General features: G+C 70.8%; 18 protein-coding genes and 1 pseudogene. 11 read left to right on the top strand and 8 right to left on the bottom strand.

Going from position 1 to position 26,399, the window contains the following annotated elements; translation table 11 throughout:
• Nucleotides 1-40: 40 nt before the first annotated feature.
• The 3 genes from ectB to HW837_RS15540 all read right to left on the bottom strand — a co-directional run bounded on the left by ectB (nucleotide 41) and on the right by HW837_RS15540 (nucleotide 3,391).
• Nucleotides 41-1,312: a diaminobutyrate--2-oxoglutarate transaminase gene (gene ectB / locus HW837_RS15550; RefSeq protein ID WP_045560851.1), complete on the bottom strand. Its 1,272-nt coding sequence runs from the start codon at nucleotides 1,310-1,312 to the stop codon at nucleotides 41-43.
• A 107-nt stretch (nucleotides 1,313-1,419) separates the two neighbouring features.
• Nucleotides 1,420-1,950 carry a diaminobutyrate acetyltransferase gene (gene ectA, locus HW837_RS15545; RefSeq protein WP_177261681.1) on the bottom strand — a complete coding sequence of 177 codons (531 nt, stop codon included), beginning with the start codon at nucleotides 1,948-1,950 and terminating at the stop codon, nucleotides 1,420-1,422.
• A 340-nt stretch (nucleotides 1,951-2,290) separates the two neighbouring features.
• Nucleotides 2,291-3,391 carry a pyridoxal-phosphate-dependent aminotransferase family protein gene (locus HW837_RS15540; protein ID WP_193381618.1) on the bottom strand — a complete coding sequence of 367 codons (1,101 nt, stop codon included), beginning with the start codon at nucleotides 3,389-3,391 and terminating at the stop codon, nucleotides 2,291-2,293.
• Nucleotides 3,392-3,564: 173 nt separating this feature from the next.
• Here HW837_RS15540 and HW837_RS15535 point away from each other — a divergent pair, with 173 nt between their 5' ends.
• From HW837_RS15535 to HW837_RS15520, 4 genes are read left to right on the top strand one after another with little or no spacing between them, the layout of a single operon-like run.
• The gene (locus HW837_RS15535; RefSeq protein WP_093788457.1) at nucleotides 3,565-4,425 is read left to right on the top strand and encodes a transporter substrate-binding domain-containing protein; all 861 of its coding nucleotides are present in this window, start codon (nucleotides 3,565-3,567) and stop codon (nucleotides 4,423-4,425) included.
• Nucleotides 4,422-5,261, top strand: coding sequence for an amino acid ABC transporter permease (locus HW837_RS15530; RefSeq protein WP_045560847.1), 840 nt, complete (start codon nucleotides 4,422-4,424; stop codon nucleotides 5,259-5,261). Before HW837_RS15535 ends, HW837_RS15530 begins: the two co-directional genes overlap by 4 nt.
• Nucleotides 5,258-6,055: an amino acid ABC transporter ATP-binding protein gene (locus tag HW837_RS15525; RefSeq protein WP_193381619.1), complete on the top strand. Its 798-nt coding sequence runs from the start codon at nucleotides 5,258-5,260 to the stop codon at nucleotides 6,053-6,055. Before HW837_RS15530 ends, HW837_RS15525 begins: the two co-directional genes overlap by 4 nt.
• A gap of 49 nt (nucleotides 6,056-6,104) precedes the next feature.
• On the top strand, nucleotides 6,105-7,196 hold the full coding sequence (locus HW837_RS15520) for an amidohydrolase family protein (protein WP_045560845.1): 1,092 nt from the start codon (nucleotides 6,105-6,107) through the stop codon (nucleotides 7,194-7,196).
• Nucleotide 7,197: 1 nt separating this feature from the next.
• On the opposite strand, the gene HW837_RS15515 is transcribed toward HW837_RS15520, so the two are convergent.
• Entirely contained in the window at nucleotides 7,198-7,743 is a 546-nt protein-coding gene (locus HW837_RS15515) for an Imm1 family immunity protein (RefSeq protein WP_045560844.1), read from the bottom strand.
• A gap of 38 nt (nucleotides 7,744-7,781) precedes the next feature.
• Nucleotides 7,782-14,861 carry a golvesin C-terminal-like domain-containing protein gene (locus tag HW837_RS15510; RefSeq protein WP_193381620.1) on the bottom strand — a complete coding sequence of 2,360 codons (7,080 nt, stop codon included), beginning with the start codon at nucleotides 14,859-14,861 and terminating at the stop codon, nucleotides 7,782-7,784.
• A gap of 411 nt (nucleotides 14,862-15,272) precedes the next feature.
• Here HW837_RS15510 and HW837_RS15505 point away from each other — a divergent pair, with 411 nt between their 5' ends.
• The 6 genes from HW837_RS15505 to HW837_RS15480 all read left to right on the top strand — a co-directional run bounded on the left by HW837_RS15505 (nucleotide 15,273) and on the right by HW837_RS15480 (nucleotide 22,731).
• A complete protein-coding gene (locus tag HW837_RS15505; RefSeq protein ID WP_045560843.1) occupies nucleotides 15,273-16,127 on the top strand; it encodes an ABC transporter permease in 855 nt (284 codons plus the stop codon).
• A 77-nt stretch (nucleotides 16,128-16,204) separates the two neighbouring features.
• On the top strand, nucleotides 16,205-17,065 hold the full coding sequence (locus HW837_RS15500) for a carbohydrate ABC transporter permease (RefSeq protein WP_045560992.1): 861 nt from the start codon (nucleotides 16,205-16,207) through the stop codon (nucleotides 17,063-17,065).
• 35 nt (nucleotides 17,066-17,100) lie between these two features.
• Nucleotides 17,101-18,744: a type 2 periplasmic-binding domain-containing protein gene (locus HW837_RS15495; protein WP_045560842.1), complete on the top strand. Its 1,644-nt coding sequence runs from the start codon at nucleotides 17,101-17,103 to the stop codon at nucleotides 18,742-18,744.
• A gap of 44 nt (nucleotides 18,745-18,788) precedes the next feature.
• Nucleotides 18,789-19,952 carry a LacI family DNA-binding transcriptional regulator gene (locus tag HW837_RS15490; protein ID WP_237270216.1) on the top strand — a complete coding sequence of 388 codons (1,164 nt, stop codon included), beginning with the start codon at nucleotides 18,789-18,791 and terminating at the stop codon, nucleotides 19,950-19,952.
• A 101-nt stretch (nucleotides 19,953-20,053) separates the two neighbouring features.
• A complete protein-coding gene (locus HW837_RS15485) occupies nucleotides 20,054-21,964 on the top strand; it encodes a DUF2264 domain-containing protein (protein ID WP_177261682.1) in 1,911 nt (636 codons plus the stop codon).
• A 113-nt stretch (nucleotides 21,965-22,077) separates the two neighbouring features.
• Nucleotides 22,078-22,731, top strand: a complete 654-nt coding sequence (locus HW837_RS15480) for a hypothetical protein (RefSeq protein WP_045560841.1) — start codon at nucleotides 22,078-22,080, stop codon at nucleotides 22,729-22,731.
• A gap of 98 nt (nucleotides 22,732-22,829) precedes the next feature.
• Here the strand turns inward: HW837_RS15480 and cobC are convergent, their stop codons facing one another.
• The 3 genes and pseudogenes from cobC to HW837_RS15465 all read right to left on the bottom strand — a co-directional run.
• Nucleotides 22,830-23,969, bottom strand: a complete 1,140-nt coding sequence (gene cobC / locus HW837_RS15475; protein WP_078853752.1) for an Rv2231c family histidinol phosphate aminotransferase CobC — start codon at nucleotides 23,967-23,969, stop codon at nucleotides 22,830-22,832.
• Nucleotides 23,959-24,927 carry a sirohydrochlorin chelatase gene (locus HW837_RS15470; protein ID WP_193381621.1) on the bottom strand — a complete coding sequence of 323 codons (969 nt, stop codon included), beginning with the start codon at nucleotides 24,925-24,927 and terminating at the stop codon, nucleotides 23,959-23,961. The genes cobC and HW837_RS15470 overlap by 11 nt, the downstream gene beginning before the upstream one ends.
• Nucleotides 24,928-25,099: 172 nt before the next feature.
• Nucleotides 25,100-25,468, bottom strand: a pseudogene (locus tag HW837_RS15465) (cobalamin biosynthesis protein); the annotation flags it as partial.
• Between the two features lie 184 nt (nucleotides 25,469-25,652).
• Here HW837_RS15465 and HW837_RS15460 point away from each other — a divergent pair.
• Entirely contained in the window at nucleotides 25,653-26,381 is a 729-nt protein-coding gene (locus HW837_RS15460; protein ID WP_193381623.1) for a ZIP family metal transporter, read from the top strand.
• Nucleotides 26,382-26,399 lie beyond the last annotated feature (18 nt).

Raw genomic sequence — 26,399 nt, 5'->3', positions numbered from 1 at the left:
ATGGTTCGCCGTACGGCGCCGGACGGTCTCCCGTACGACGTCAGACGGTCTCCCGCACGGCGCGGGCGAGGACGCGCAGGCCCTCGTCCAGCTCGTCGGGGGTGATGGTGAGGGCCGGCAGCAGTTTGACGACCTCGCTCTCCGGGCCGGACGTCTCGATCAGCAGCCCGAGTTCGAAGGCCCGCTTGGCCACCCGTCCCGCGCGCTCCTTCTCGTGGAACTCCAGGCCCCACACCAGACCGCGGCCCCGGTACTCCTTCACGTCGGCGAGGTTCTCCTCCGTGATGGAGATGAGCGCCTGCTCGACCTGCTCACCGCGCTCGCGGGTCTGCTTCTCCATGACGGAGCCGTCGGCCCAGTACGCCTCCAGGGCGGCCGTCGCCGTCACGAAGGCGGGGTTGTTGCCGCGGAAGGTGCCGTTGTGCTCACCCGGCTCCCAGATGTCCAGCTCCGGCTTGAACAGGCAGAGCGACATCGGCAGCCCGTAGCCGCTGATGGACTTCGAGACGGTCACGATGTCGGGTGTGATGCCGGCCTCCTCGAACGAGAAGAAGGCGCCCGTACGACCGCAGCCCATCTGGATGTCGTCGACGATGAGCAGCATGTCCTGCCGCGCGCACAGCTCGGAGAGCGCACGCAGCCACTCCGGGCGGGCGACGTTGATGCCGCCCTCGCCCTGCACGGTCTCCACGATCACCGCGGCGGGCTTGTTGAGCCCGGAGCCCTGGTCCTCCAGCAGCCGCTCGAACCACAGGAAGTCCTCGACCGTGCCGTCGAAGTAGTTGTCGAACGGCATCGGGGTGCCGTGGACCAGCGGGATGCCCGCCCCGGCCCGCTTGAAGGCGTTGCCGGTGACGGCGAGCGAGCCGAGCGACATGCCGTGGAAGGCGTTGGTGAACGACACGACCGATTCCCGGCCCTTCACCTTCCGCGCCAGTTTCAGCGCCGACTCCACCGCGTTGGTGCCGGTCGGCCCCGGGAACATGACCTTGTACGGCAGATCGCGCGGCCGCAGCACCAGGTTCTGGAAGGACTCCAGGAACGCCCGCTTGGCGGTCGTCGACATGTCGAGCCCGTGGGTGACGCCGTCCCGTTCGAGATAGTCGATGAGGGCGCGTTTGAGCACGGGGTTGTTGTGGCCGTAGTTGAGTGACCCGGCGCCGGCGAAGAAGTCGAGGTAGGTGTGGCCGTCCTCGTCGAACATCCGGCTGCCCTGCGCGCGGTCGAAGACGGTGGGCCAGCCGCGGCAGTAGCTGCGCACCTCGGACTCCAGGGTCTCGAAGACGCTCAGGTCGGGCTGGGTGATGGTCACGTCGAATCGCTCCTCGGTGCGTGGGGGGTGAGGGAGGGAGGGGGAGTGGGGGAGTGGAGAAGGGGGCGGGGTCCGCCGGCGGGCGGAGACCCGGACGCGCGGCGGCCTCAGGGGGAGAGCGGGCCGATGCGGTGCAGCACCTCGGGCTGGTGCGGGCCGTCCGGGAAGTCCCCCGCCTCGAACAGGACCGTGCGCTCGACGCTCGCGCCGTGCCGTTCGGCGTACGCGGCGAACAGCCGCTCGGACGCGGTGTTGCCGGGCGTGATGGTGGTCTCCAGGCAGGTCAGGGGGTGCCGTCGCGCGACCCGGGCGGTGAGCCCGTCCAGCAGCGCGCCCGCGAGCCCGAGCCCCCGGTGCGCCTCGTCGACGGCGACCTGCCACACCAGCAGGGTGTCCGGCCGCTCCGGGCGCACATACCCGGTCACGAAGCCGACCGGTTCCCCGGACCGGTCCCGCGCCACCGCCGAGGTGTCCGCGAAGTCCCGGCACCACAGCAGATAGCTGTACGAGGAGTTCAGGTCCAGCGCTTTGGAGTCCCCGGCGATGCGCCACAGCGACGCGCCGTCCGACACGTCCGGGCGGTCGATCCGAATCCCTTCCGCGATTTCCGTCAGTGGTTCTGCTTGTGCGGCAGTCATGGGGCTTGAATTTACCCATGGGAATTTCGAATTGCATCGCCGCGCGGGGTTACGCATGAGCCGTTCACGTGTTATCACGCGGGCGTGAGGGACCTACGGAAACGCGGTAGGTATGGTGGGTTTCGCCCGTAAATTACCGCACAAAACGGGCACGTTGTGGAGTCGGTCACATGTGCGCAACCCTCACGAGTCCTGCTCGAATCGGCCCCGTCGGCGTTCGCGAAATCTTTGCGTTTAGGCGGGGGAAGAGCGGGCAGAAGAATACGGGATCCTGTTCTGTGAATTCCACTTCATTTCTGCCGGAAAAGCCGGTGGCAATTCCCCGCCGAAAGCGCTCCCGCTATGCGCGGGCCGCCGTCGCCGCCCGCCGGGCCCCCTCCAGGTCGACGCGCGCGCCGAACTCCGCCAGGGCCGCGCCCAGCCCGGCGAGGGCGGAGTGCACGACCCCCGGGGTGGCGTCGGGGCCGTAGTGGTTCACGCGGACCATCTCCGAGGCGAGGGCGCCGCCGCCGGCGGCCAGCGGGAGCGCCGGATCCGCGGCCAGCGCCTTGGCGACCAGCTCCGAGGCGTCGACCCCGGCGGGTGTCCGCAGGGTCGTGGCGACGGGCGCCGCGTCGGCCGCCTCACGCACATAGGGCTCCAGGCCTCCGCCCAGCGCGAGCGCTCCGGCCCGGGTCGCCGCGGCGGCGGACGCGTGCCGCGACATCACCGTCCCGAGCCCCTCCGCCTCGACGCGCTCCAGGCAGGCCTCCAGGGCGAGCATCTCCAGCTGGGCGGGCGCGTGCAGCAGCGCCCGGCGGCCGCCGTCGATCCAGCGCTCCTTCCAGTCCAGCAGGGAGAGGTACGAGCGGCGCGGCGCCCGTGGGTTGGCCGCCATCCGCGCCCACGCCCGCTCGCTCACGGAGATCGCCGAGACCCCGGCCGGCCCGCCCATCGCCTTCTGCGCCCCGATGACGCACAGGTCGACACCCCACGCGTCCGGCAGGACCGGCTCGGCCCCGACGGAGGCCACCGCGTCCAGGTAGAACAGGGCGCCGTGCTCACGGACGACCTCGCCGATCTCCGCCACCGGGTTGGTGTTGCCGGTGGCGGCCTCCGCGTGCACCAGCGACACGAAGTCGATCGCCGGGTGCTCGGCGAAGGCGTCGCGGATCTGCCCGGCCGTCACCGCCGTGTGGAAGGGCACCGCCAGGTCGACGACCGTCGCCCCGCAGTCCCGCAGCCAGTCCCCGAAGGTCTGCCCGTACGGCCCGGTGATCACGTTCAGCGCGGTCGTGCCGGGACCGGCGGCCCCGCGGATCGCGCCCTCCAGCGGCAGCAGCGCCTCGCCCTGGGTGATCACGACGTCCTGCTCCGTGGAGAGCAGCCGGGCGACCCGGTCCTCGATCGAGGCGAAGTGCGACGCGCTCAGCGGGGCCAGATCCAGAAACGGGTGTGTCACGGGGTGCTCTCTTCAAGGACGGGGTAGATGGTGTCGAGGGTACCGACGGCATCCGTGCGCCCCGCATCGCCAACATCGGAGGTCAGGCGGCCCGATGGCCATCGGAATAGTTTGAGCGAGCCAAAGATTTCCTTATCATCGGTTGTCTCAGTTTCCCCACAGGAGGTCTCCCCGTGAACTCGGTCCCCGGACGCCGGACCCGCATCCTCGCCGCCACCACCGCCGCGGCCGGACTGCTGCTCGTGGCCGGCTGTTCGTCGGACGACGGCGGCGGCAGCGGCTCCAAGACCGCGGCCGGCGGGGTCGAGTTGGTGAAGGCCGGTCAGCTCACGACCTGCACGCACCTCCCGTACCCGCCGTTCCAGTCCGAGATCGACGGCAAGGTCCAGGGCTTCGACGTGTCCCTGATCGACCTCGTCGCCGAGGACCTGGGGGTGAAGCAGGACATCGTCGACACCCCCTTCGAGAACTTCAAGACGGGCGCCTTCCTGAACTCCGGCGAGTGCGACCTCGCCGCGGCCGGTATGACGATCACCGACGAGCGCAAGAAGAACGTCGACTTCTCCGACCCGTACTTCGAGGCCACGCAGGCCGTTCTCGCCGCCAAGAACGCCGACATCCGCTCGTTCGCGGACCTCAAGGGCGACGGGGACTACAAGGTCGGCACCCAGGCGCAGACCACCGGCGAGGACTACGCCAAGAGCAAGGGCCTCGACCCCGTCTCCTTCGAGTCCTCCGACGCCGTCCTCAACGGCCTGCGTACCGGCCAGGTCGACGCCGTCGTCATCGACTACCCGGTGGTCCAGGGCTGGCTCAAGGACGAGGTTCTCGCCGACGCCTACACGGTCGCCGAGCAGATCAACACCGGTGAGGAGTACGGCTTCACCGTCAAGAAGGGCAACACCAAGCTCGTCGCCGCCATCAACAAGGCGCTTGCCGAGGCCAAGTCCGACGGCACGTACAAGGACCTGTACGAGCAGTGGATCGGCCCGTACGACGAGAGCGCCGCCTCGGCCTCCCCGTCGGCCTCATGAGCGGGACCGACACGGACACAGCGCTCCAGCCGAAGAAGAAGGGCCTGACCCGGAGCCAGAAGCGCACCCTCTCCCGGGGCGCGCAGTACGCGCTGTTCGTCGCCGCCGTCGTCGCCTTCGCGGTGTCGGCGGACTGGGCCCGGCTGAAGAACCAGTTCGCCCAGTGGGACATCGCCGAGCAGATGTTCCCCGACGTCATCACGCTGGCACTGAAGAACACCGTCCTCTACACGCTGTCCGGCTTCGTGTTCGGGCTCGTCCTCGGCATGGTCATCGCGCTGATGCGGCTGTCGTCGGTGGGCCCGTACCGCTGGTTCGCCGGCGTGTACATCGAGATCTTCCGGGGCCTGCCCGCCCTACTGATCTTCATCTTCATCGGCGTCGCCGTGCCGCTGGCCTTCCCCGGCACGGAGATCCCCGGCGGCACGTACGGCAAGGTCGCGCTCGCGCTCGGTCTGGTGGCCGCCGCGTACATGGCGGAGACGATCCGCGCGGGCATCCAGGCGGTGCCGAAGGGCCAGCTGGAGGCGGCCCGTTCGCTGGGGTTCTCGCCCGCCCGCGCGATGGTGTCGATCATCATTCCGCAGGCGTTCCGGATCATCCTGCCGCCGCTCACCAACGAACTGGTCCTGCTGTTCAAGGACTCCTCGCTCGTCCTCTTCCTCGGCGTCACGCTGGAGGAGCGCGAGCTGTCCAAGTACGGCCGTGACCTGGCCAGCACCACCGCCAACTCCACGCCGATCCTGGTCGCCGGCCTGTGCTACCTGCTGGTGACCGTTCCGCTCGGCTTCGTCGTACGCCGCATGGAGGCGAAGGCCCAGGAGGCCGTGAAATGAGTACCAGGGCGGAGATCGAGGTCCGGGGTCTGCACAAGTCGTTCGGCGCCAACGAGGTGCTGAAGGGCATCGATCTGGAGATCGGGCGGGGCGAGGTGGTGTGCGTCATCGGCCCGTCGGGCTCCGGCAAGTCGACGCTGCTGCGCTGTGTGAACCTCCTGGAGGAGCCGACGAAGGGCCAGGTCTTCGTCGGCGGTACGGAACTGACGGACCCGGACGTCGACATCGACGCCGTACGCCGCCGTATCGGCATGGTCTTCCAGCAGTTCAACCTCTTCCCGCACCTCACGGTGACCGAGAACCTCACCCTGCCGCAGCGCCGGGTCCTCAAGCGGGACAAGGCGACGGCGGCGAAGGTGGCGGCGGAGAACCTGTCCCGGGTGGGCCTGTCGGAGAAGGCGGGCGCCTACCCCGCCTCGCTCTCCGGCGGTCAGCAGCAGCGCGTGGCGATCGCCCGCGCGCTGTCGATGGGCCCCGAGGTGATGCTCTTCGACGAGCCGACCTCGGCGCTCGACCCGGAGCTGGTGGGGGACGTCCTGGCGGTGATGCGCATGCTCGCCCAGGACGGCATGACCATGATGGTGGTGACCCACGAGATGACCTTCGCGAGGGAGGTCGCCGACCGCGTGGTCTTCATGGACGACGGCGTGATCGTCGAGGACGGCACCCCGGCCCAGGTCATCGGCAGCCCGAGCCACGAACGCACCCGCCACTTCCTCTCCCGCCTCCTGGACCCGGCGATGGCGGAGGTGGAGGAGGAGGAGACGTCGGACCAGGTGGGCGGCAAGGACTGAGAAGGGCGTCCCTTTCTGCCGTACCGGCGCGCTGACTAAGGTGCGGTGCATGAGCGAGCGTGCGGTGCTGCATGTGAAGGGCCGGATCCTGGTCGGACCCGAGGAGGTCCGGGACGAGCTGTGGGTGATCGACGGCAGGGTGTCGTACGACCGCCCGGCCGGCGCCCGGGACACGCGTACCGTCGAGGGCTGGGCCCTCCCCGGCCTGGTCGACGCGCACTGTCACGTCGGCCTCGGCCCCCACGGCCCGGTCCCGGAGGACATCGCCGAGAAACAGGCGCTGACCGACCGCGACGCGGGCACCCTCCTGATCCGCGACGCGGGCTCCCCCTCCGACACCCGCTGGATCGACGACCGCGACGACCTGCCGAACATCATCCGGGCCGGCCGCCACATCGCCCGCACGCGGCGCTACATCCGCAACTTCGCCCACGAGATCGAGCCGGACGAACTGGTCGCGTACGTCTCCCAGGAGGCCCGGCGCGGGGACGGCTGGGTGAAGCTGGTGGGGGACTGGATCGACCGGGGGCTGGGCGACCTGTCGCCGTGCTGGCCGCGTGAGGCGATCGAGGCGGCGATCACGGAGGCGCACCTCCTGGGCGCCCGCGTGACCGCCCACTGCTTCGCCGAGTCGTCCCTCCGCGACCTCGTCGAGGCGGGCATCGACTGCGTCGAACACGCGACGGGCCTGACGGACGACCTGATCCCCCTCTTCGCCTCCCGAGGCGTCGCGATCGTCCCGACCCTGGTCAACATCGCCACCTTCCCGTCCATGGCGGACGGCGGCGAGGCCAAGTTCCCGAACTGGGCCGCGCACATGCGCCGCCTCCACGAACGCCGCTACGACACCGTCCGCAACGCCTACGACGCGGGCATCCCGGTGTACGTGGGCACGGACGCCGGCGGCTCCCTGGCCCACGGCCTGGTCGCCGCGGAGGTCGCCGAACTGGTCACCGCCGGCATCCCGCCGGTCCAGGCGCTCGCGGCGACCACCTGGCACGCCCGCGCCTGGCTCGGCCGCCCCGGCCTGACCGAGGGCGCCCCCGCGGACCTGGTGGTGTACGAACGGGACCCCCGCACGGATGTTCACGTGCTGGGGGCCCCGACGAGAGTGGTGCTGAACGGGCGGGTCGTCGGCTAGATCAGGCGAACGGGTCGGAATTCTCGACGAGGTCCACCATGGGAGCCTTGTCGAGACGTTCTCCATTCAGGTGGCCGGGGACCCACTGGACGCATCGCGGCCTGTCTCCCGTGTCCGTGCGGCAGAACTCCTCCACCGCCGCCCGTACTCGTGGCACGGGCAGGGTGCTGCACGGATCATGGAACAGCGGATAACCGGGATCCGACACGACCCGAGGGTCGAAGGCCGGTGGTAGCGGATTGTCGGACACCCAGACGGAGTTGTGGATGCCGCCTCTTCTGGGACTGTCCTCGGTGACTCCCCAGACCAGCCCCCCGTACCCCGTCGACCTGTTGACGGCGACACGCAGATAGTTGTCCGCCACCGGCCGACTGTCGTCGTGCCGTTCCTCGGAGAGACTGAACCACGCGTCCTCGCCCGGGGTGTACCACTGACCTGTCCGGCCCTCCGATTGCAGGGTCTCCATCACCTGCGTGATCAGACGGGCCTTCTCTTCCCAGGTCTCGGCGTGGTGCCAGCCACTGCCGTACGAAACGCTCAGAATCACGGTGGCTCGACTCCCTGGTGGCGCTGACTCGGCCCTCATCAGGCCCGACCCCTCAACAGTACGTTCGACATTCCGCCTGCCGCGTTCGGGAACCACACATTCAGGGTCGACCCCTGAGGGAGGATGGCCCCGACCGCGTTGGTGCAGGAGAACGGGCCCCTGCATGGACCGCCGGCATGGTTGATCACCAGGTCCGCCGACGTCACCCCGCGCTGCCGCATGAACCAAGCGACCGTTGTCTCGACGTGTGTGGCTGCCGCATGCGGGCCGGACGCCGGGTTCGCGATGTTGGGGGAGCCCATCAGGAAATCGTTGATGTCGTCGGTGACGCCGCTCCTGCCGCTCTGGATCGGCTGCCCCACTCGAGACACACCACCGTCGGCGATGTTCACGACCTGCCCTCTGGTGGGGTCACCGGGACCACGCGAGCCCAGACTCCCGGCGACATCCTCCAAGCCACAGTTGTGGACCAGGACCGGAGTGGACCCGGCCAGCACGTGGTAGGTGTGCACGCCGGCGACGCTGAGGTTGTGGACCGGCCCCACGGCGGTGCGGGTCGAAACGGCCGTGATCTGGATCCAGCTGCCACTGCCGGTGCTCAGCCACTGACCGCGCCTCAGGTCGCCCGCATCCACCCACTGCGCCAGGTCCGGCAGCCAGAACGGATGGCCGTCGGTGGCCGTGATCGTGGAGGTGGCGTCCCCCGACCGGCCGTCCGTGTCGACCGTGATCGTCACCAGGCGCTTCTTGCCCTCACCCTTGATCGTGCGGGTCACCGTGCGGGACTGCGTGTCGTCCGTCTCCACGTCCGACGCCGTGACCTTGTCACCGAGTTCGATGTCCTCGATCGCCTTCGTGGAACCGTCGGCCATCAGGACCTTGGTGCCGGGGACGAAGCTGTTCTTGCAGGACGGCGGTGCGTCCGGGGGCTTCGGGGCAGCCGGGGCCGGGGCGTCGGCAGCCGGGGGGTTGGCGCCGCCCGTGGGGGGTGCGTCCGCGGCGCCGGCCGGCGGGGGATCGGCGGCGCCGGCAGGCGGCGGATTCACGCCGCCCGTCGGCGGTGTCGCCCCGCCCGACGGGACGTTGCGGCCCACATCGCTCGCCGTGTCCAGGGCCTCCAGCGCCTCGTCCCCGTACTTGGCCACCTTCGCAGCCGTCGCCCCGTACCCCGCGAACGGGATCGCCGAGGCGCAGGACAGAGCCGCGTCGACGTACTCGCCCTCGGCCGCGTACCAGCCGCAGTTGGCCAGGTCGGCGGCCTCGCCCACGACCGGGATGAGACCGACCACGTCCAGGGCGGCGTGGCCGATGTCCGACCAGGAGAGGCCGAACAGATGGCCGTCGATCTCTATGAACGAGATCGGGTTGCCGCCGGCGAACGCGTAGCGGTTGCCGGTGTACGGGTCCATCGTCAGACCCATGTCGGCCAGGGCCCCGCCGTACATGTCGCGGGTGAGGAAGCGGTTCAGCCCCGGGTCGTACGTGCGGAAGCCCATGTCGTACGTGCCGGACGCCGTGTCGTAGCGCTTCGAGTTGAAGCGGTACGAGTTGTACGGCTCCGACGGCTCCTCGCCGCCCACCCCCGGCTTGTCCGCGCCCGTGAACTGGGCCGTGTCGTTCTTGCCGTACGCCGTGTAGCCGTACGTGGTCTTGGTGTCGCCGTCCTTGTCGGTCAGCGCCTCCACGTCACCGTGCGGGTGGTAGAGGTACTGCGTGGTCTCGGGGTCTTTGTCCTCCTCGTCCTTGATCTGGGTGAGTTTCTGCCCCCAGGAGGCGTACTGGAAGGACGTGACGCCCTCGTCCGTCACCTCCTCCCGCAGGGAGTTCGAGGTGATGCCCAGGTAGGTGAAGAGGGTGGTCTTCGCGTCGTCGCCGCTGCCGACCGCCTCCTTCACCGTGCGGTCGAACGCGTCGTACGTCAGACGGGTCGTCCGAGCCGCGTCACCGGTGCCCGACGTGATCGACTCCGGACGGTCGAAGCCGTCGTAGCGGTACTTCTGGATCGTCTCGCCGCCGAAGGAGACGGTGTCGAGGCGGCCCAGCGGATCGTAGTTGTACGTCGACGACGCGCCGTCCTCCGTCGACGTCAGGAGACGGTTGCGGTCGTAGCGGTGGGTCGTCGTCGTGTCGTCGACCGTCTGCCGGACCACGTTGCCGGCCGCGTCGTGCCGGTACTCCTCCGTCTTCTCGTCGTCGCCGGTCTTCGCGACCTTCGCGATGCGGTCCTGCGGGTCGTAGGTGTACGCGTACGTGTTGTCGATCGTGGAGCCGTTGTCGTCGGCGTCCATCAGCTTCAGGACGTCCTCGACCTTGTGACCGTTGGCGTTGTACTTCAGGGCGTGCTCGGCGACGAGGGTGTCGTCGGACTGCCGTTCCGCGGTCTTTTTCGTGGCGCCGTCGAGGTAGTAGTCGACGGTCAGGACGTTGCCGTTCGGCTTCGTCTGTTTCGCGAGCTCGCCCCGGGCCGTGTACTCCACCGAGGTGACCTGGCGGTCGTCCGCCGTCGGCGACGCAGCGTTGGTGATGCGCTCGACCCGGTCCAGCTCGTCGTACTCCAGCTTGCTCCAGGTCAGGTCGTGGGTGGTCGTCAGCGTGTTGCCGTTGGCGTCGTACGTCAGGGCCGTCGTGTCGCGGACCGTGTCCCCGTCGCGCTCCACCACCTCGGTGAGCTGGTTGAGCTCGTCGTAGGCCAGGGTGTAGCGGTCGGTCTCGACGCCGGGGCTGTTGTCGACGATCTCGGTCTGGTTGCCGTTGGCGTCGTAGCGGTAGGAGAAGTCCTTCTTCTCGTTGTCGGTGTCGCCCTCGTAGTCGCGGACCAGCCGCACCGCGTCCGCGACCACCGTGCCGGTCGCCTTGTCGGTGAGGGTGACGGCCTGACCGGTGTCCTCGGCGAAGGCGTACTTGCCCAGGGAGCGCCATTCACCGGGTAGTTCGCTCTGGTCGAGGGTCTTGGTCTCGGTGCCGTCCTTGTGCTTGATCTCGTACGCGGCGTCCTTCGCCGCCCCGTCGACCTTCGGATGGCGGACGTAGACCGTGTAGTCGCCGGCCTGCGGGATCGTCAGCTGCCAGACGAAGCGGTCCTCGCCGGTACCCGGCTCATGCGTCTGCGCGTCGTAGCCGTACGCCCCCTCCGGGGTGACCGTCGTCCATGTGCCCTGCTGCGCCGTGTTGTTGATGTCGCTGTTGTCGACCAGGGCGACCTGGAGGCCCACCGGGACCCCGTCGTCCGAGCGGGACTTGAGGGCGCCGCTCGGATAGAACGAGGAGTCGAGGGTGCGGGAGACCGCGTCGCCCGCGCTGCTCAGGGTGTTCTGGATCTGCTGGCCGAGGTCGTTGTACCGGTAGGAGTTCCTGATGTCGAAGGCGTCGACCGACGTCCTGATCAGGCCGGTGTCGAAGTAGGTGTACTCCGTCTCGTTGCGGACGCTCTGTCCCTCGGACGGCGGGGCGCTGACCTTCTTCACCCGGCTCAGCGCGTCGTACTCGTACGTCGTGCGGTCCGGGGTGTTGTAGCGGTCGTCGTCCGGGTCGAAGGGGCTCAGGGTCTCCTTGACGCGGTTCAGCTCGTCGTAGACGGTCTCGGAGGCGAAGTCCTCAGGGTCCTCGGTCTCCATGCCGCGCGGGGTGACGACCCGGGTCCGGTTGCCGACCTCGTCGTACTCGAAGCGGGTCTTCCGGACGACGCCGTCGTCGTGCGGGACCCGCGCCTCGGCCAGGGCGCCACGGGCGTCGATGACCAGCTCGGTGCGGTTGCCGTCGGCGTCCGTGGTGGCGGTGGTCAGACCGTCCCAGTCGTACGTGCTCGTGGTCGACTTGCCGATCGCGTCGGTCGTCTCCAGGAGCCGGTGGTCGAGGTCGTAGCGGAACCTCGTGGTGTAGTCGTCGGGGTCCTCGGTCTCGTTCTTGCGGGCGTCGACGACCTTCACCAGGTCACCGACGTCGTTGTAGACGGCCGAGGCGCGCCTGCCCGCCGCGTTGACCGCCTCGATCGGCTGGTAGACCTCGTCGTACCGCGTCGTCGAGGTGAAGTCGCCGGGCTCCTCGGTCAGATTGCCCTTGGGCTCCGTCGACGTGAGCTGGTTGCCGACCTTGTCGTACGTGAAGGTCGACACCCGTGCGGGAGCGCCCTCCTCGTCACCAGGCTGGCTGGACTTCAGCAGCTGGTCGGCGGCGTCGAACTCGCTGCTGCTCGACACCCCGTTGGGGGCGGTGAAGACGAGCGTGTTGTCGTTCACGTCGTACTTCGGCGCGGGCGTGACGATGAACTCGCCCGCCTGCTGGTCCTTCGGCCGGCGGTTCTCCAGCGGACGCGCGAACACGTCGTACGTCTGCGTGGTCGTCGCCCCGTCGGCCTCCTCGACCTCGGTGACGTTGCCGCGCACGTCGTACGTCGTCCGTGTGCGGTTGCCGAGGGCGTCGACGATCACCCGCGGATAGCCGGACGGGTCGTAGTCCTCGAACCTCGTGGTGTGCTCGTTCGCGTCGGTCGCGGAGAGGAGCCGTCCCCGGGCGTCGTAGGCGTTGGTGGAGGTGTAGTCGTCCGCGGGCTCGCTCGCCACACCCTTCGGGTCGGTGACCGAGGTCATGTTGCCGCGCGCGTCGTAGCCGAACTGCCAGGTACGGCCCTCCGGGGAGACCCGGCGCGCCAGGTCGGCGATGTAGCCGTTCTCCCCGGTCGCGTAGGTGAGCGTGGCGGCGGGCCGGTCGTTCTTCACCGACTCCGCGTCCCGGATCTCCAGCGGATAGCCCGTCCTGGGGTCGTACTTCCAGGTGCGGGCGGCGCCGTTGTTCTCCTCCAGGCGCGTGACGTTGTTGTCGGCGTCCCAACCCAGCCTGGTGGTGCGCTTCTTGGCGTCGGTGAGCTTCACGGGCCGGCCGTAGCCGTCCATCCGCTGGGTGCTGGGGTTGCCCTCGGCGTCGGTGACGACCGTCTCGGTCCCCTTGCCGTCATGGCCGTCGGGGTCCTCGTAGCGGTACTTGGTCACACCGCCGAGCCGGTCGGTGACCGTCTTGGTGTACCCGAGGTAGTGCAGCTGGTCCTTGTCGTCGTGCGGGCCGACGTAGTCGACCTTCGAGGAGTTGCCGCGCGGGTCGGTGACCTGGACCAGCTTCACGCCGGGGTGGTCGAACTCCTTGCCGTACCGGAACGTGAAGACCTTGCGCTTCTCCTCGGCCGCGTTCGCGCCGTCCGTCAGCCGCGCCAGCAGCCCCTTCTCCGTGAAGGTGAAGTCGACCCGGCGCCCGGAGACGTCGGTGACCGACCGGACCTTGTCGACGATGAACGGGTTGAGGAGGTGCTTGCCTTCCTTGACCTCACCGTCCTTGTCGACGTACGAGTACGCCTCGCCCTTCTCCCAGTACTCGACGGTGAGCGTGCGCCGGCCCTCGGCGTCGGTGACGTACTTCAGCAGCTTGGACGGGTGCCCGAGCAGCCGCTCCTCGTACGTGAACTCCATCCGGTTGCCGTTCTTGTCCACCTGGGCACTCGGATAGCCCTGGCAGTCGAAGAGGAACCGGGTCCGGTCCGGGCGCAGGAACTCCCAGGCCTCGCGCTGGTGAGGGTGGAGCAGACAGTCCTTCTCCAGCTGCCTGACCCGGAAGTGGACGCCGGCGGGGGAGTCCCACTCGCCCTTCTTGTTCTTGCTGAAGACGTGGCTGGTGCCGTCGCCGTCGGTCAGCGTGATCTGCTTGGGCAGCAGGGCGGCCGGGTGGAAGTCCAGCGGAGTGCCCAGCCGGACCGGCGACGAGGCCTGCAGCGACCAGCCGTATCCGGCCGGAGTACTGGACGCGTCCTGCGAGTTGTAGGCCAGCCGCAGGAAGGTCGAGAAGCCGAGCGACGGGTTCGAGAAGGCGTTGTACGACCACACCGCGTTGCCCGCGTGAAGATTGCTCATCAGCGCCGAGCCCGCGCCGGTGTTCTTGCCGGCGTAGGAGTGGAAGTCCTCCAGGCCGAGCTGGTCGGAGGTCGGGTACTCGGCGGTCACCTGGTGCTTCGAGGGCGGCACCCCGTCCGTCTCGGACAGCCAGTCGCCGGTGGCCTTCTCCCGCAGGTCCCACTCCAGGCCGAAGGTGAGCCTCTTGTCGAGCGGGTCGACGAGCACCGGGGCCTTCAACTCCGCGTCGAAGGTCACCGCTTCGCCGGGGGCCACGTCCTCGGGCAGCCCGGTCGCGTCCTTGTTGAGGAGGTTGGTGACGTCCTTGCCGTCCAGCGTCCAGCGGTACGACAGGACGCGCTCGCCCTTCTTCCACACCGTGTCCGTGGTGTTGGTGAGGGTCGCCTCGACGGTGGCCTTCTCGCCGGGGATCATCCGCGCCGGCGTGTACGGCAGGAAGTAGGTCTCGTCCTCGGGGGCGGCGAGCAGCTTCGCCCCCTCGGTGACCTTGCCCGGCGGCGGGAGTTCTACCGTGCGGGCGGGACCGGCCAGCAGCTTGCCCTGCTGGGTGCGGACGACGATCCGGTAGTGGTAGGTCCTGCCCTCGCCCTTGCCTTCGCTCCTGCTCCTGCCCCCGCTCTCGCTCTTGCCCGCGCCGTGGAGCGCCGGCGGCGCGGTGCGGTCGGCGAAGGTGCGGGTGTCGCGGTCGACGGGGGCGAGGAGGGTCTCGTCGGTCGGGGTGAAGTCCTTCTTCGTGGCGCGGTGGACTTCGTACTCCCGCAGGTCCTTGCCCCGGTACGCGCTCCAGGAGAGGTCGGCGCCGGTGGAGTGCGTGGTCCGGGGCGCGGCGATACGGACGCTGCCGGCCTCGCCCGTGACGCCCCGGTGGGTCAGGGAGGACGAGCCCCGGGAGCGGTCCAGGCCGATGCGGGGCGGCTTGTGGCCGTCGCCCCGGTCGATCTCGTCGTCGTCCTCGTCGTCGCCGAAGAGGCGATCGAGGAGGCCCGGGTCGTCCTCGTCCTCAGCGAGTTCGCTTGCGGGTCTCCACCCCTCGCGGGGGTCGCTGGTGTCGGGTTCGGCCGCGGCGGCGGGTCTCGCCTCGCCGGTTCCGGCGGGGGTGGCAGGGGCGCTGCCGATGATCAGGGCTGTCGCCACGGTGCCGACCAGGGCGGCGCGGAAGCGGAAGCGACGGAGGCGGACGCGGCGGAGGCGGATACGGACGCGGGTGTGGTCTAAGGCTGCCATGAAGGGCTCCTTGTTCCCCGTGAGCACAGGGGTCGCACAGGAATCGCCGGGCGCAACTGTCTACCAAGGCCCTCCAAAGCCGTGTCAATGACATGCCAAATGAAGGGGTGAATTCCGGACTGCGAACATTGCGGAGAAGTCCTGTACGGACCGGTGAGGCATTGTGAAGCCGTGGAGTTGGGGCGGCCGGATCCGGTCGTCGGGTCAACAGACCTTCTTTGTCAGGGCTGTTGACCGCCCATTGAAAACGTTTTAACTTCCCCTCACTCCGACGTCGAGATGTGAGGGGGACCCGTGGGCGCGGTACTACGGGAACGTGCAGGTGCAGAGGAGGACAGCGCGACCATCCATCGAGCGGACGATGTGCAACCGAGCCGAAAACGCTTCCAATCGCGTGCACTGGTCCTGCTCATGCTCCCCGGACTCGCCTACTTCCTCCTGTTCCACTACGGCGCGCTGGCCGGCAACCTCATCGCGTTCAAGGAGTACGTCCCGTTCGACGGCATCTGGGGCAGCCCCTGGGTCGGGGTGGACAACTTTCGACGGATGTTCGACGACGGGGCGTTCTGGGCGGCCGTCCTCAACACCCTCTGGATCGCCGTCCTCCAGCTCGTCTTCTACTTCCCGGTGCCGCTCGGCCTCGCCCTGCTGCTGCACAGCCTCACCTTCAGCAGCGTCCGCCGCTTCGTGCAGTCGGTGGCGTACCTGCCGCACTTCATCTCCTGGGTGATCGTCGTCGCCCTGTTCCAACAGGTGCTCGGCGACACCGGACTGCTCAACTCCTCGCTCGACGGCATGGGGTTGAGCACCGTCGACATCATCGGCAACCCCGACGCCTTCCGGCCGCTCACCGTCGCCCAGGTCATCTGGAAGGACGCCGGTTGGGGCACGATCATCTTCCTCGCCGCCCTCGCCCAGGTCGACGAGCAGCAGTACGAGGCCGCCGCGATCGACGGGGCGGGCCCCTGGCGGCGGTTCTGGCACGTCACGCTGCCCGCCATCCGCCCGGTGATCGTGCTGCTGCTCATCATGCGGCTCGGCGACATCCTCTCCGTCGGCTTCGAGCAGATGCTGCTCCAGCGCGACGCGGTCGGCCCGGAGGCCGCCGAGATCATCGACACCTTCGTCTACTACCAGGGCATCGTCGGCGGCGACTACGGATTCGCCGCCGCCGCGGGCCTCTTCAAGGGCCTCATCGGCGCGCTGCTCGTGTACGCCGCCAACAAGGTCGCCCACCGCCTCGGCGAACAGGGGGTCTACAAGTGAGCGCCCGCACCCGCACCGCCGTACGCACCCGCACCGCCGTCCGCGTCGGCTCCCGCACCGCCGTCCGGCCCGGCTGGCTGGAGAAGCCGAAGCCGGTGACCCAGGCGGCCAAGGCCGTCGCCCTCGCCGCCGTCGTGCTCCTGGTCTGTGTGCCGTTCCTCGTCATCGTCTCGACCTCCCTCGCCTCCACCGACGAGGTCGTGGCGAACGGCGGCTGGGTCCTCTGGCCCACCGAACCCAGCCTCGACGCCTACCGCGACATCCTCGAAGGCGGCATCGTCACCCACGCCCTCGGTGTCAGCGCGGGTGTGACGCTCGTCGGCACCCTCCTCAGCCTCGCCTGCACCGTCACCCTCGCCTACGCCCTCTCCCGGCCCGGGGTCCTCGGCGGCCGGCCGGCGCTGCTGCTCATCCTGTTCACCTTCCTCTTCCCGCCCGGCATGATCCCGAGCTTCCTGCTGGTCAAGGAGCTGGGCCTGCTGGACAGCTACGCCTCCCTGGTGCTGCCCGTCCTCGTCAACGTCTTCAACCTCATCGTGCTGCGCGGCTTCTTCCAGGGCATCCCCGAAGAGCTGTACGAGGCCGCGCGCCTGGACGGGGCCGGGGACTGGCGGGTGCTGTTCTCCGTCGTCCTGCCCCTGTCCAAGGCCGCGCTCGCCGTCGTCGGACTGTTCTACGCGGTGGCGTACTGGAACTCCTGGTTCTACGCCTCGCTCTACCTGGAGAGCGACCACTGGCCCCTCCAACAGGTCCTGCGCACCTATGTGGTGGCCGGTTCCGGGCTCACCGACGCGACGACCGGCGAGGGCACGGTCACCGCGCCCCAGACCGTGCAGATGGCGGTGCTGGTGATCGCCACCGTCCCGATCCTGCTCGTCTACCCCTTCCTCCAGAAGTACTTCACCAAGGGCGTGCTCACCGGCGCCATCAAGAGCTGACCCCGCCGATTCCAGCCGACACGAGGGATTCACCCATGCCCCGCATGTCCCGCCGTACTCTGCTCGGTTCCCTGGCAGCCGCCTCCGTCCCGGGCGTACTGACCGCCTGCTCCTCCTCCGGCAGCCGTGACAGCGACGTCTCCAACGCCGGCAAGAAGCTGGCCCCCTGGCCCACGTACCGGCCCACGGCCAAGGCCCCGAAGCCGGACCTCGCCGCCACCGCGGAAGGGGTCCAGGCCGGATACACCTCCTACCCGGCCGAGCTGACACAGTCCGTCTCCCGCACCCCGGGCGACGGGTCCACGATCAAGGTCATGACGGTGTCCTTCGGCACACCGCCCAAACCGGCCTCGTCCAACAGGTTCTGGGCGGCCGTCGAGAAGGCACTCGGCGTGAAGATCGACTACACGATCATCTCCCAGGCCGACTACCAGAAGAAGATGGCCACGGTCATGGCGGGCGACGCCGACAGCCTCCCCGACATCATCAACATGTTCACCGGGCTGACCGTGCCCCGCGAGGCCCAGTTCGTGCGGACCCGTGGCGAGGACCTCACCCCGTACCTGTCCGGCGACGCTGTCACCGACTACCCCAACCTCGCCAACATCCCCGGCCACGCCTGGCGGGACATGGGCCGTATCGGCGGCCGGATCTACGGCATCCCCCTGGAACGCCCGCTGCCCGGCTCCACGCTCTGGCTCAACCAGGCCATGTTCGCGGGCGCGGGCATGGAGGAGGGCTGGACCGCGGAGGACTTCGCCGCCGTCGCCCGGCAGGCCACCCGAGGCAGGACGTACGCCCTCGGCGCCGCCCAGGGGTCCGGCTTCGGCAACGGCTTCCACTCCGCCGCCCACAACGCGCCCCAGGACTGGTCCGTCACCGAGGAGGGGGTCTTCGTGCCGGGGTACGCGGACGAGCGCTACAAGGCGTCCATCGCCTTCCGCGCCCGGCTGCGCGAGAACGGCTCCTACTACCCGGACGCGACCTCGGTCTCCCAGATCGACCTGAGCAGCCTCTTCCTCAACGGCACCGTCGGTTCCATGCAGGACGGCTTCGGCGCCTATCTGCCCAAGTACCAGGACTCCAAGGGCAAGTTCACCCCGGCCGCCGCATTGCCGTACAGCGTCGACGGCACGCCCGGCGGAGTCGTCGCCGCCCGTCGCTCCTTCGGCTACACCATCCTGAAGAAGGCGAAGAAGGAGCGCGTCGAGCTGATGCTGCGCGTCCTCGACTTCCTCGCCGCGCCCTTCGGCACCAAGGAGTGGGAACTCGTCCACCACGGCGTCGAGGGCGTCCACTTCACCCGGGGCAAGGACGGCTCGCCGGAGACCACGAAGCTCGGCGAGGTCGAGAACAACACCAACCTGCCGCTGAAGTACCTCGCCGAGGGCCCCCAGGTGCTCTTCGTGCCGGGCATGCCCGACGCCGTACGGGCCCTGCACGCCTGGCAGCGGAAGGTCGTGCCGCACGCCGTCCGCAACGCCTCCTACGGGTTGCAGTCCGCCACCTTCAACGCCCAGGGTGCCACCCTCAAGGCCCTCGTCGACGACACGGTCACCGGCATCGTCGCCGGGCGCCTCCCCCTCTCGGAATGGGACACGACCGTGAAGACGTGGCGGCAGCGGGGCGGCGACAGAATGGCCGAGGAGTTCGCGAAGGACTACGCGGCCAACACATGAGCGACGGCCTGCGGCCGGCGGCAGCGGAACAGGAGACGCGGGGGATGGGGAACGACATGGCGCCCGAGGAGACCGAACTCAAGGCCCCGGCACGGCGGAAGCCGGACTCCGCGACCCGGGGCGCCGAGGAGAGCGAGCCCAAGGACCCGGCGGCCAGGGGCCGGATCACGATCCGTGAGGTCGCCGTGCGGGCGGGCGTGTCGACGGCCACCGCGTCCCGCGCCCTCAGCGGCAACCACCCGGTGCCCGCCGCCACCCGGGCCCGCGTCCTGCGCGCCGCCCGCGAACTCGACTACGTCGCCAACGCGCACGCCCGTGCCCTCGTCGGCGGCGGCCGCAAGATGGCCGCCGTCGTCGTCCGCCAGGTCACCAGCCCCTTCTACGCCCAGGTCGCCGAGGGCGTGGAGGCGGAGGCCGCCGACCGGGGCTGGCTGTGCGTGGTCGGCGCGACCGGCGGAGACCCGCAGCGCGAGATGGACTTCGTCCGGCTGATGCGGGAGGAGGGGGCACGGCTGGTGATCCTCGTCGGCGGGGTCGTCGAGGACGACGCGTACCGCTCCCGTGTGGCCCAGTACGCGCAGGCCCTGGACGCCTCCGGCGCCCGGCTCGTGCTGTGCGGACGCCCGTCTCCCGACCCGGGGATACCGGCACTGGTCGTCGAGTTCGACAACGAGGCGGGGGCGCGGGCCATCACCGGGCACCTGCTGTCCGCCGGGCACCGCCGGATCGTCTTCCTCGGCGGACTGCCCGGGAACACGGCGCTCGACGCCCGCGTCGCCGGATACCGGGCCGCGCTCGCGGAGCACGGGCTGCCGCCCGAGGCCGCGCGGGTCGTGAACTGCGGCCTCGGCCGCCCGGCCGGGCTGCGGGCGATGACCGAACTGCTGGAGGAGACACGGGAGTTCACCGCCGTCTTCGCGGGGGACGACATGGTCGCGGCGGGCGCGCTCCGCGCGATCGCCACGGCCGGGCTGCGCGTTCCCGACGACATCTCGGTGGTCGGGTACAACGACATCCCGCTGGCCGAGGACTTCGATCCGCCGCTCACGACGGTGCGTACCCCGGCGGAGGAGCTGGGGCGGGCCGCGGTGCGGATCGCGCTGCGGGATCCGGAGCGGGGGGTGGGGGGCCGGCATGTGCTGGGCACGCACATCGTCGTGCGGCGGAGTGTGGCTCCGCCGGTGACTCCGCCGAGGGGGCCGTCGTGACAGTGCGGGTCGTTCGTGGCTGGTCGCGCAGTTCCCCGCGCCCCTGAAGGGGCGCGCTGCCCTGCTCTCTGTCCACAACTCACCGGAGGTTTCGACCCCGTATGACCGCGCCGCACATGTCACCCGCCGACAACTCGACGCTTCCGCCCACCGACTCGCTCCTCTCCCCCCTCACCGGCTGGACCCGAGCCCACTGGGAGGCGCTCGCCGACCGGCTGCTCGACGGGATCGAGCCGTTCGCCTCGCCGGGCCTCGCGCAGTACCGGCTGCCGGGGCGGGCCAGTCACTCGGGGGCGTCGTCCGACGGGCTCGAAGGGTTCGCGCGGTCCTTCCTGCTCGCCGCCTTCCGGATCGCGGGCTCACGGGGGCGGGTCGGCCCCGCGTTGATCGAGCGGTACGCGGCCGGGCTCGCCGCCGGGACCGATCCGGCCGGCGGTGACGAGCGCTGGCCGGCGATCACGGACCGGGCGCAGCCCATGGTGGAGGCCGCGTCGATCGCGATCGCCCTGCACGAGACGCGTCCCTGGCTGTGGGACCGGCTCGACGACGGGGTGCGCGCCCGGGTCGCCGACTGGCTGGGCGGGTTCGTCGGCGCGGACGTCAACGACTCCAACTGGCGCCTCTTCCAGGTGATCACCGAGGAGTTCCTCGCCTCGGTCGGCGCCCCGCACAGCCGCGCCGAGATCGACGCGGGCCTCGCCCGGCTGGAGGACTGGTACCGGGGCGGCGGCTGGTACACCGACGGCGACGGGCAGAAGTTCGACTACTACAACGGCTGGGCGCTGCACCTGTATCCGGTGCTGTGGGCGCGGATCGCGGGCCCCCGGGCGGACACGGCGGCGGTGGCCCGGCACCGGGCGCGGCTGCGCGAGTTCCTCGCCGCGCACCAGCACTTCTTCGGCGCCGACGGCGGCCCGCTCCACCAGGGCCGCTCCCTCACCTACCGTTTCGCGACCACCGCCCCGCTGTGGGCGGGCGCCCTCGCCGACGCCACGCCCCTGCCGCCGGGCCGCACCCGCCGGCTCGCCTCCGGTGCCCTGCGGCACTTCGCGGAACGGGGGGTGCCCGACGAACGGGGCCTGCTCACCCTGGGCTGGTACCGGCCCTTCCTCCCCGTCACCCAGCGCTACTCGGGCCCCGCCTCCCCGTACTGGGCGAGCAAGGCCTTCCTCGGCCTGCTCCTGCCCGAGAGCCACCCCGTGTGGACCGCGCCGGAGGAGCCCGCGCCGATCGACACCGACGACACCACGCTCGCCCTGCCCGGCCCCGGCTGGCTGCTGCACACCACCGCCGCCGACGGCCTCGTACGCCTCGTCAACCACGGCAGCGACCGGTTGCCGCCCCCGCCCGCCACCGCCGACGACAGCCCGCACTACGCCCGGCTCGCCTACTCCAGCGCCACGGCACCGGAGACCCCGGCGGGCCCCGACAACCACCTCGCCCTGCTCGCACCCGACGGCACCCCCTCCCCACGGGGCCGGATCCGTCCCCTGGGCGCCGAGGGCCGCCGCGCCGCGTCCCGGTACGGCGGCGCGGACGGCGACGGGATCGAGACCGTCAGCGTGGTGCACGGCCCGTGGGAGGTGCGGGTGCACCGCGTCCACGCCCCGGCCGGCACGCCCGTACGCGAAGGGGGCTGGGCCGTGGCCGACGACGACGGGCCGCCCGAGGGGACGTCCGGGCCGGGCTGGGCACTGGCCCGTCGCGTGGACGGCCTGACCAGCGCGCTCGTGGGCCTGCACGGCTGGGGCGACGGCCCCGGCACGGTCGTGCCGGCCGCCGGGACGAACGCCTACGGACACCACTCGGCGACGCCCGTCCTCGAAGGCCGCACGGCGTCCGGCGGTCAGTCGCTCCTGGTCACCCTGGTCCTGCTCACCGGCGACCCGCACACCCCGCACACCGGCGCGAGCGCCACGGTCGACGCCGGCGGAGACGTGGACATCCGCTTCCCGGACGGCACCCGTGAATCGGTCCGCAAGGGTGAGACGCCGTACGGGCGGCCCCGCTGAGGCTCCCCGAGGGGCAGTGCCCGAAGTGACAATGTCGGGGGATCCGCGAACTCCCTAGCTTGGTGGCGCACCGCACGTCCGTCCCAGACGTCCGTCCGACACCAGGGAGACCCGTGTTCACCCGTTCCCCCTTCCTCCGCACCCTCTCGAACCTGGCGGTCGCGGGGGCCGCCATGCTCGCCGTCCTCGCCCCGGCCGGCGCGGCGTCCGCCCACAGTGGCGCCGCCGTCGTCAAGAAGAGCCCGGCGGCGGTCGCCGAGAAGGGCACCGGGGCCGCGTCCGCCGTGAAGCTCCGCAAGCTCTACGACTGGCGCTTCCACGTGAAGCCCAACAACGCCAAGTACATCGGCCGCCCCTGGAAGGCCAGTGAGCCGATGCAGGAGCTGAAGAGGTGCTTCAACTGCACGTTCCCGGTGAAGAACGCGCCGAAGAAGTACCCCAGGGAAGGTCAGCTGATCAAGCTGAAGGCCTGCGCGGCCGGGCCCTTCGGCTGCCGGAACGCGCCGGTGAAGTTCTACACGAAGGGAATGAAGAACGGCTGGTACTTCATCGCGCAGAAGGGCCACTTCGACGGCGCCGGCTCCAGGGTCAACTTCCAGTTCTACAACGACAAGAAGACCGGCTACCTGATGCTCCACGTCTGGGCCCACGTCGCCAAGCCCTCCGTCCCGGACGGCGTCAACAAGTCGTTCGCGCGCGGCAAGTGGCAGGACTTCAACCACAAGATGGGCGTCAAGATGCACTGCAAGCACAGCTCGCAGTGCTGACCCGCGCGGTGCCCGCGCCGGCCGACCCTGGGCCGTGACACGCCCGAGCCGTCCGACCGGTCCGACCGGTCGGACGGCGGACCGCTGAGGCCCTCCGCTCAGCGGTCCGCCAGTGTCATCGCCCGGTCCAGCGCCTGGAGGAAGCCGTTGACCGTGGTCCGGTCGCGGACCGCCAGGCGCAGCCACGCGTCGTCCAGCCCCGGGAAGGTGTCCCCGCGGCGGACGGCGAAGCCGAGGCTGCGCAGATGCCGTCGTACGGCGGTCGCGCGGGGCAGCCGGATCAGCACGAACGGGCCCTCGGCGGGCTCGACCACGGCCAGCCCGTCGGGGGCGAACTCCCGCAGTCCGGCGACCAGATGGGCGCGGTCGGCGACGACGCGCGCGGCCGCCTCGGCGGCCTCCGCCAGCGCCCGCTCCGAGACACACGCCTCGGCCGCCGCGAGGGCCGGCGTCGACACCGGCCACAGCGGCTGGGCGCGCTCCAGCTCGGTGATCGTCCCGGGCGCGGCGAGGACGTAACCGATCCGCAGTCCGGCCAGCCCCCAGGTCTTGGTGAGGCTGCGCAGGACGACGAGGCCGGGCACGTCCGTCCGACCGGCCAGCGCCTCGCGCTCACCCGGCACCGCGTCCATGAACGCCTCGTCGACCACCAGCGTCCGCCCCGGCCGGGCGAGCCGGGCGAGGGACTCCGCCGGGTGCAGCACCGACGTCGGATTGGTCGGGTTGCCCACGACCACCAGGTCCGCGTCGTCCGGCACGGCCGCCGGGTCCAGCCGGAAGCCGTCCGACTCCCGCAGCAGCACCCGGTCCACGGTGTGCCCGGCGTCCCGCAGCGCGGCCTCGGGCTCGGTGAACTGCGGGTGCACCACCACCGGATGACGGACCTTCAGGGCGCGCGCGAGCAGCACGAACGCCTCGGCGGCGCCCGCCGTGAGCAGGACCCGCTCGGCCGGCAGTCCGTGCCGGGCCGCCACCGCCGCCCGCGCCGCCCGTCCGTCGGGGTAGGCGGCCAGCCCGGTCAGCGACCCGGCTATGCGCTCCCGCAGCCAGGCGGGCGGTGTGCCGGCCCGGACGTTCACGGCGAGGTCGATGAGCCTCGCCCCGTCGTCCCGCACCTCGGCGTCGCCGTGATGCCGCAGGTCATGGCCCGCGTGCGCCGGGTCATGGCCCGAGTCGGTCACGTCGTGCCCCGTGTTCCGCAGGCCGTGCCTGCTCCCGGAGTCGGATTCAGTGTGCATGGGAGTGCGTGTGTCCCCAGAGGTGATGATCGTGACCGTGGCGCCCGTCGTCGTCCGGACGGGCCTGCGGCTGCCGCGGCAGCCCCGGGCTGTTCCCGCCGCCGTGCGGAGTGCCACCGGCGACGGAGGAGCCGGATGAGTCGGGGGAGCCGGAGGAGCCGGGGGAATCGCGGTGCGGGTGCGGGCCGCCCTCCAGCGCCTCCCGGTACCGCTCCACGATCAGATCGAGCAACTCCGGCTCCGGTCCGATGACATCGGCCGACCGTACCCCGATCTCCGGACGCGCGGCAGCCCAGCCCTCGGTCTGCTGCCGCACCCGGTCCGCGAGCCCGCCGTCGAGCGGGAAGTACGGGAGGACGACGATGCGCCGCGCGCCCAGCCGCACACACCGGTCGAGACCGCTCGGCACGTCCGGCGCCGCCATCGACACGAAGGCCGTCTCCACCCCCGCGTACCCGCGCCCCTCCCACAGCAGCCGGGCCGCCCGGTGCACCTCGGCGTTGGCGCCGGGGTCCGTGGAGCCGTACCCGACGAGCAGGACGGTCACATCGGCCCGGTCGCCCGGGGTCCGCGGCGCGGGCGACCCCAGCGCCTCCTCCACCCGCCGCTCCAGCAGGCCCAGCAGCGCGGGACGCGGGCCCGGGGGACGGCCGTGCCCGTACGACACCTCCGGGTGCCGCTCCCGTACGCCGTCCAGCGCCGCCCGCGCATCGGCCTCGGCGCGCCCGGCGGCCTCCGGGGCCAGCGGGACCACGACGAACCGCCGTACCCCGTGCTCCACCAGCGCGGTCACGGCCTCACCCAGCGGTGGCCGGAACGGCTCGGCGAAGCCGCCCCCGACGGGCAGCCCGGGGTGGCGGCGTCCCAGCTCGCGCAGTAAGACGCGGAACGCCTCGGCCCCGGCCTCGTCCCGGGTTCCATGACCGGCGATGAGCAGGGCGGGCGGCGGGGTGGTCACGGTGACTCCTCGGAGGCGGAAGGGGTGGTGCGGGCGCGGAAGCGGGGGCGGTCGGGCGGGTCGGCGGCGGTCACCGTCATCGGGTCCCTCGACGACCGCGGTCACGGTCACCGCCACCACGATCATCATGCCGACCGCCGCCGGGGGCGGCACAGCCAGGGTTCGCCGTCGCGACGGCACACGTCACCCGTCCCGGCCGCCCGTCCACCGGCTCCGACTTCCGCTTCGGCACGAGGAGTTCACCTCCGCCGACGAGCGCGGCGGCCTCCGCGACGGACGGGGTTCCGACGGCGGCGAGGGCCACGTCGGAGGGGTTCGGCACCGCCACGGCGGCCAACTCCGCGGCGGAGTGGGTGACCAGCGGGACCCCGAGCCGCTCGGCGGCCTGGACGAGGCCGGGTTCACCGGCTTTGGCGTCGACGGTGACGAGCGCGCAAACGGCCCCGAGGGAGAGCCCGGCATCCCGCAGCACCCCTTCCACCAGCCCTAGAACCTCCACCATCGACACCCCGGCAGAGGCGCCCACACCGACAACGAGTGCCCCGAACACACGGTCAGCCATGGCCACGCCGGTTCTCTAGGGGCGCGGGGCTGTGACATATGCGGCTCCGCCGCGTGGGCGCGGCCAGCCCCCACGAACCCGCACCCGAAATCCGACCTCCCCACTCCACACCACCCCGGGGCGCCGCAGCCGACACCGCCCACTCATCCGGTAGCAAAGACCCATGGCGGTCTTCGTGGCACTCGGCGCGTTCCTGATGACGCTGCTCGGCGGCTGGACGGCACAGCGCGTGACGGACCGCCGTCACCTGGTGCTGGGCCTGGCCGGCGGTCTGATGCTGGGCGTGGTCGGCCTCGATCTGCTCCCCGAGGCGCTGGAGGCCGCGGGCGACGAAATCTTCGGCGTACCGGCGGCGCTGCTGCTGTTCGTCGCCGGGTTCCTCCTGGCCCACCTGGTGGAACGCCTGCTGGCCGTCCGCCAGGCGGCGCACGGCGCGGAGGAGCACAACGGCCATACACCCCAGGTGGGCCTGACGGCCGCGGCGGCGATGGTCGGACACAGCGCCATGGACGGCGTCGCGATCGGCGCGGCGTTCCAGATCGGCGAGGGCATGGGCATCGCGGTCGCGCTCGCGGTGATCGCCCACGACTTCGCGGACGGCTTCAACACGTACACGCTCACCAGCGTCTACGGCAACGCCCGCCGCCGTGCGCTGGCGATGCTGTTCGCGGACGCGGCGGCCCCGGTGGTGGGAGCCGCCTCCACGCTGCTGTTCACGATCCCGGAGGGCCCGCTCGGCTGCTACCTCGGCTTCTTCGGCGGCGCCCTGCTCTATCTCGCCGCCGCCGAGATCCTCCCCGAGGCCCACCACCAGCACCCGGCCCACTCCACCCTGCTGTGCACGGTCGCCGGGGCGGCCTTCATCTGGCTGGTGGTGGGCGTGGCGGAGTGAGCGGCGCACCCCACCGGT

The organism is Streptomyces caniscabiei (genome assembly GCF_014930365.1).
In the GTDB taxonomy this organism is placed as follows: Bacteria; Actinomycetota; Actinomycetes; order Streptomycetales; family Streptomycetaceae; genus Streptomyces; species Streptomyces caniscabiei.
This window is presented reverse-complemented; position numbering and strand designations above follow the sequence as displayed.